At 66.1% G+C, this 6,022-nt stretch carries 4 protein-coding genes; 3 read left to right on the forward strand and 1 reads right to left on the reverse strand.

Annotated elements, in window-relative coordinates; all coding sequences use genetic code 11:
* Nucleotides 1–347: 347 nt before the first annotated feature.
* Nucleotides 348–1,523: an FAD-dependent monooxygenase gene (locus ACODSK_RS32120; protein WP_489022112.1), complete on the reverse strand. Its 1,176-nt coding sequence runs from the start codon at nucleotides 1,521–1,523 to the stop codon at nucleotides 348–350.
* Between the two features lie 151 nt (nucleotides 1,524–1,674).
* Here ACODSK_RS32120 and ACODSK_RS32125 point away from each other — a divergent pair, with 151 nt between their 5' ends.
* The 3 genes from ACODSK_RS32125 (at nucleotide 1,675) to ACODSK_RS32135 (ending at nucleotide 5,918) form a co-directional block, all read left to right on the forward strand.
* On the forward strand, nucleotides 1,675–2,580 hold the full coding sequence (locus tag ACODSK_RS32125) for a helix-turn-helix transcriptional regulator (protein ID WP_489022114.1): 906 nt from the start codon (nucleotides 1,675–1,677) through the stop codon (nucleotides 2,578–2,580).
* A 112-nt stretch (nucleotides 2,581–2,692) separates the two neighbouring features.
* A complete protein-coding gene (locus ACODSK_RS32130) occupies nucleotides 2,693–4,699 on the forward strand; it encodes a TonB-dependent receptor (protein WP_489022116.1) in 2,007 nt (668 codons plus the stop codon).
* Nucleotide 4,700: 1 nt separating this feature from the next.
* On the forward strand, nucleotides 4,701–5,918 hold the full coding sequence (locus ACODSK_RS32135) for an MFS transporter (RefSeq protein ID WP_489022117.1): 1,218 nt from the start codon (nucleotides 4,701–4,703) through the stop codon (nucleotides 5,916–5,918).
* Nucleotides 5,919–6,022: the final 104 nt, after the last annotated feature.

A 6,022-nucleotide genomic window follows, 5' to 3' on the forward strand; every position in this document is an offset into this window, starting at 1 on the left:
CCCGGAACCCTGTGGGAGCCGGCATTGCCGGCGATGAGGCCATCAGCCTCGACATATTCCCTGCTGGTCTGTGTTGTTCTTGCCGGCCCCATCGCTGGCAAGCCAGCTCCCACAGATTCCTGTGTCGAGCCTGGATCATGCGGTTGGCCCGGCACCCTGTGGGAGTCGGCATTGCCGAGGATGAGGCCATCAGCCTCGACATATTCCCTGCTGGTCTGTGTTGTTCTTACCGGCCCCATCGCTGGCAAGACCAGCTCCCACAAGTTTCTGTGTCAGGCCTGGATCCCGTGGTCGACCGGGATCCTGTGGGAGCCGGCTTGCCGGCGATGAGGCCCGCCCAGACAACATCAATCTCCAGCCGCCCCCCGCACCGCCTCGCTCAGCTCACTCCCATCCACCTCGGCAAAAGTCCGCCGCAGCATCCACCCGCTCAGCCAGTCCGGCGTCCAGCGCATGAACAGGTTGCGCAAATGCCAGCTGCGCCGGGTCAGCGGCACATACCAGCCGGCCATGCGCCAGGCCAAGGCCTGGAGAATGTCGATATCCGGGCGCAGGCGCGCTTCATAACGCTGCAACGCGGCAATGTCCTGGCTGCGCGCCAGTTCCTCGGCCAGCAGCCAGGCCCCGGTCAACGCCATGCTCGCACCGCGCCCGGAAGCCAGGGTCAGGCAGTGCGCAGCGTCCCCCAGCAATACCAGGCGACCCTGGTGCCAACTGGGCAAGTGCACCTGCATCAGGTGGTCCAGGTAAAAGCCTTCCGGCTGCGCTGCCAGCGCCGCCTGGATATCGCCATGGGCATGGGCGAACACCTCCTTCAACCACGCCGCCCGCTGCTCCCGAGGCACGCGCAAACCCTGGTCGTCCTGCCAGACGAACAACGCCGCCAGCAAATCCTCGCGCATGCCATACAACTCGACGGTGTAGCCCGGCTCCGAGAACGACACATGCCGCTCCCCGCCCCGCGCCTGTGCTCCCTCCAGAGTGAACGCGGCAGCGCTGTAGCCGAGGGACTTGAGGCACTCCTCATCGCTGGCGAAGTAGCGCTGGCGCAGGCTGGAAAAACACCCATCGGCCGCCACCACGAAGTCGAACGACTCGACCGAACCATCGTCGAACCGCACCTCGACGCCATTCGCATCCTGCGTCATTGACTCGACCTGACTACCAAAGCGAATCGGCACCGCCCCCTCCAGCGCCCGATGCAGCGCCAGCACCAAGTCATCCCGGCACACCGGTAACAGATTGGTCTGGCGCAGATGCTTGCGGTGGTCGATCAACAGCACGTCACGGCCCTGGCTATCGCGAAACTGGGTGCGCCCGAGTTCGACGCCCTTGGCCTCCAGCCCCGGCAGGATGCCCATGCGCCCGGCAATCTGGTAGCCAGCCCCGCCCAGGCTGAGGACGAAGCCGTCGCAGCGCAGGTCGGGGGCCTTTTCCACGATCTGCGGTGCAAAGCCCCGCTGCTTCAGCCACCAGGCGGCGGCCAGGCCGGCGATGCCGGCGCCTTGAATCAGAATCTTCACGGTGTGTTCCTGTTTTTTCGCTGACAACGATGCCCCCAAGGTTGCCGTGCGCCACACCACCCCGCGCGCGCGATCAGGCAGTCCACGCGCGTGATCAGCCCTTTAATGATAAGTGTTATCATTTCGACATCCTTCGCCCGGGCCTTCTGCCATGTCCCTCAATCACTACGTCGCCGACCAGCCCCTCTCCCCGACCTTCGCCAACCTGGCCGATGAAGAACTGGATATCCGCGTACTCGACCTGCTCACCGCCGAGGACTGCCGGATCCAGGCCAACAGCGGCCCGTCGCTGTCCATCGCCTATTACGCCGAAGGCGGCGGCTGGCGGCAGTTCGCCGATACCCCGTTCATGCTGCTCAGCCCGGATACCTGCTGCCTGTATCACGGCAGCGTGGCGATCGAAGGCGAAGGACTGCTGGCGGCCAATACCCGGGTGCGCGGGGTGAATATCAGCTTCGCCCCGCAGGTGTTGTGCCGCATCGGTCTCGACGAGCAACTGCTCGACCAGGCCGGGCTGTGGGAGCGGCGCATCTCCGGTGATGGCCACGCGCGGCTGGTGCAGTTCCCGGCGCCGACGGTGCTGCGCAAGGTCGGCATGGCCATGCTCGATTGCCAGTTGCAGGGCGTGGCACGGGAGATCTTCCTGCGTGGCAAGGCCTTCGAAATGCTCGGCGAGATGGTCGGCTACCTGCAAAGCGCCGCGCACCAGCCCAGCGTCGGTGCGCGGGATCGGGCGCGGATAGAACAGGCCCATGAGCTGCTGAAAAGCCGCCCCGCCGAGCCCTGGACCCTGGAATCGCTGGCCGATGCGGTGGCGCTCAATGTGCGAAAGCTCAAGCAGGGTTTTCGCCAGGTCTACGGCAAGGGCGCCTACGCCCTGCTCCAGGACCTGCGCATGGAGCTGGCCGCCGCGCGCCTGCAACGGGGCGAGCGGGTGGTGGATGCGGCGCTGGAAGTGGGCTACTCCAACCCCAGCCACTTCGCCAAGGTGTTCCGTCGCCATCACGGGGTCAGCCCCAGCGACTATCGCAGCCGCTGCGGTATCAGCGACAAATGATAATGACTATCAACAAATGACCCGATCGCGCGCGCCGACACCCTGATCGCGCGCGCAGCTCTTTCGCCGTGGCGCGACCATCTGGCGATCTCCAACGCCTCAGGTTATGTCCATGCAACGCTCCCTGCTCAGCCTCGCCGTGCTGTTCGCCATCGCCCCCGGCGCCTTCGCCGATTCGACCCTGACCCTCCCCGAATTGCAGGTCACCGCCAGCAAGCGGGTGCAGGCGCAGAACCAGACCGACCTGGCCCTGTCCGTGGCCACCGCCGATGACCTGCAACAAGCCAACGTCTATCGCACTGGCGAGCTGGAACGGGTGTTTCCCGAGCTGCTGGCGCGCAATACCGGCGCCGACCTGTTCCCCAGCCTGAGCCTGCGCGGCATTTCTTCGTCCGATCCGTACAACGGCCCGGTGGGCATCTATGTCGATGGCGTGCCGCAGTACCTCGGCACCTTCAACCAGGAGTTGCTGGACATCGAGCAGATCGAGCTGCTCAAGGGCCCGCAAGGCACCCTGTATGGCCGCAACGCCCATGCCGGCGCCCTCAACATCACCACCCGCCAGCCCGGCGAAACGCCCGAGGCGACCCTGCAAAGCCGCTTCAGCAACCTGCATCGCCAGGTCACCGCCAGCGGCTCGGCGCCGCTGGTGAGCGATCGCCTGTACCTGCAAGGCGCGCTGTACCACGACGACACCGACGGCGAGCTGACCCGCAGCGAGCACCACGGTGACAGCGACAACGGCGGCGGCCGGGTCGGCCTGCTGTTCAAGGCTACTGAAGACCTCAGCCTGCGCCTGGCCTATGCCCGCGACAAACTGCGCTCGTACAACGAGCAGTACCTGGCCGACGCCACCTACGGCCAGCGCCGGGCCAGCGTGCCGCTGATGGAATCGGTGTACACCCGCCGCGTCGAAAGCAGCAGCGCGACCCTCGACTGGAGCCTCAACGACAACTGGCGCCTGACCTCCATCAGCGCCCTGCAGAACTACCGGCATGAACGCCTGTTCGGCGACCTCGGCTTCCTCTGGCCGGAAACCCAGCGTACCGTCAGCCAGGAACTGCGCCTGGCCACCCAGGGCAGCGAGCGCGCCTGGGACCTGGTCGGCGGCCTGTACTGGCAGAACAGCAAGAGCGATTCGCGCCGCGTGCCCGATTCCTCGGCGCCCTTGTCCGGGCTCTACGGCCAGGCCGACAGCCACATCGAAAACACCGAAAAGGCCGTGTTCGGCGAATTCACCTGGCACCTGGCGCCACGCTGGGACCTGACCCTTGGCGCCCGCCACAGCCAGGAAAAGGCCGAGACCCGCTACGTCCAGCAAGGCGCGGCGTACACCCCGGGCTTCGAATACCGTGGCGACGATACATTCACCAGCACCACGCCAAAGATCGCCCTGGGCTTCCAGGCCACCCCGGACACCCGCCTGTACGCCTCGGTGAGCAAGGGCTTCAAGGCCGGCGGCTACAACCGCATCGGCGCCATCACCCCGGATGCCGTGGCCTATTCGCCGGAGAAGTCGCTGAACATGGAGGTCGGGATCAAGGCCAGCCTGCTGGACAAGCGCGTCTGGCTCAACGGCGCGCTGTACCGCATCGATATCGACGACGTGCAGCAGTTCATCGGCGATGCCGGCACCGGCACCCAGTCCCTGGCCAATATCGGCAAGGCGCGCAGCGAGGGCGCCGAGCTGTCGCTGGACTGGCTGGCCACCGATGCCACCCACGTCAAGGTCGCCGGCACAGTCAACCGCAACCGCATGCTCGACTCGGTGCGCCAGGGCAATCACCTCACCTACACCCCGCGGCGCACCCTGCGCGTGGCGGTCGACCACAGCCTGTTCTTCGACGGCCTGCTTGGCGAGATCCGTCCCGGCGTCGGCCTGAGCTACACCGGCAAGCACTACTTCGACGTCGACAACCAGGTCGCGCAAAGCGGCTACAGCCTGATCGACGCACGCCTGGCCTGGCTGCCGCAGCCCGATCTGGAACTGGCCCTGTACGGCAACAACCTCGGCGACAAGCTGTACCGCACCTATGCCTACCAGTCCGGCCCCGGCCAGCAGTTTTCGCAACCCGGCAACGGACGCGAGCTGGGCCTGAGCGTCAAGGCCGCGTTCTGAGATGGCTCGCTACCTGCCCTACTGGGCCTACTACCTGCACCAGGGCATGCTCACCGCTCTGATGTTGCAGGGGGTGACCGGTTACTTCCGCCACCAGGGGCTGGACCTGGCCAGCCTCAGCCTGCTGTCGCTGACCTTCCTGCCATGGATCGGCAAATGCTTCTGGGCGCCCTGGTGCGAGCGGCATTGCCTGGGGCTGCGCGGCAACCGCTACCTGGGCAGCCTGGTGGCGTTGCAACTGGGCATGGCCGCGGTGTTGCTGCTGATCGCCCTGCTCCGGCCGGAACAGGCATTGATGCCGATTCTCCTGGCGCTGATGCTGCTGGCGGTGCTTTCGGCGACCCATGACGTCTACGCCGATGCGATCACCATCACCAGCACCGACGCTCGCCAGCGTCCTTTTGCCAATGCCGCCCAGGTCGGTGGCAGCTACCTCGGCGTGGTGTTCGGCAGCCTGGCGTTTCTCTGGCTGGCCGAGCGTTGGGGCTGGCAGGCCGGGTTCCTTGGCATGGCGCTGCTGTCCTTGAGCTTGCTGCTGCCGTTGGCTTGGTTGCCAATCACTGGCGCACCGGTTCAGTCCAGACCGCCCCGGCTGGATCGGCAAACCCTGCGCGCGCTGTGGCCGGCGTTGTGCCTGGTGGCGATCTATTACCTGGCGATGCGCGGATTGATGGCGGTGCAGACCGTGCTGTTGCTGGATCGCGGGCTGGAGTTCGGCCAACTGGGGATGGTCACTACCTTATACGGCACCGTCGCCAGCGGCCTGGGCATCCTCCTCGGCAGCTGGATGGCGCGACGCCTCGGTGCCTGGCGCTGCCTGCTGCCGTGCATGCTGGTGCATGCGGGGATCAGTGTGGCGGCGGCGCTTGGAGTACGGATGTTCTCCTTGCCGAATTGGCTGGCCGTGTTCGCCCTGGTCAATGTCGCGGCGGCGATCGGCTTCGTCACCTTGTACACCCTGCTGATGGGCCAGGTGCGTGCGCATCAGCCGGCGTCGGATTACGCACTGTTCCAGTCGGTGGATGCGGCGGTGGCGATGCTCGCTTCGCTGGCGGCCATGCAGGTGGCGCACCGGGTGGGTTATGGCGGGCTACTGGCGGGGTTGGCGGTGGTGGCCGTGGTCTGTGTCTGGCCGGCGCGGGGGTTGTGCAAACGGCTGGAGCTGATGGCCTCATCGCCGGCAAGCCGGCTCCCACAGGGTTCCGGGTCAGCCGCATGATCCAGGCCTGACACAGAAATCTGTGGGAGCAGGCATTGCCAGCGATGGAGCCGGCAAGAACAATTCAGCAAGATCGATGTCGAGGCTGATGGCCTCATCGCCGG

This window comes from Pseudomonas sp. FG98 (assembly GCF_057808595.1).

What these genes read in the sequence shown, in the direction of transcription:
- ACODSK_RS32135 (WP_489022117.1), top strand. Translation starts at nt 4,701, where the DNA reads ATGGCTCGCTACCTGCCCTACTGGGCCTACTACCTGCACCAGGGCATG.
- ACODSK_RS32125 (WP_489022114.1), top strand. Translation starts at nt 1,675, where the DNA reads ATGTCCCTCAATCACTACGTCGCCGACCAGCCCCTCTCCCCGACCTTC.
- ACODSK_RS32130 (WP_489022116.1), top strand. Translation starts at nt 2,693, where the DNA reads ATGCAACGCTCCCTGCTCAGCCTCGCCGTGCTGTTCGCCATCGCCCCC.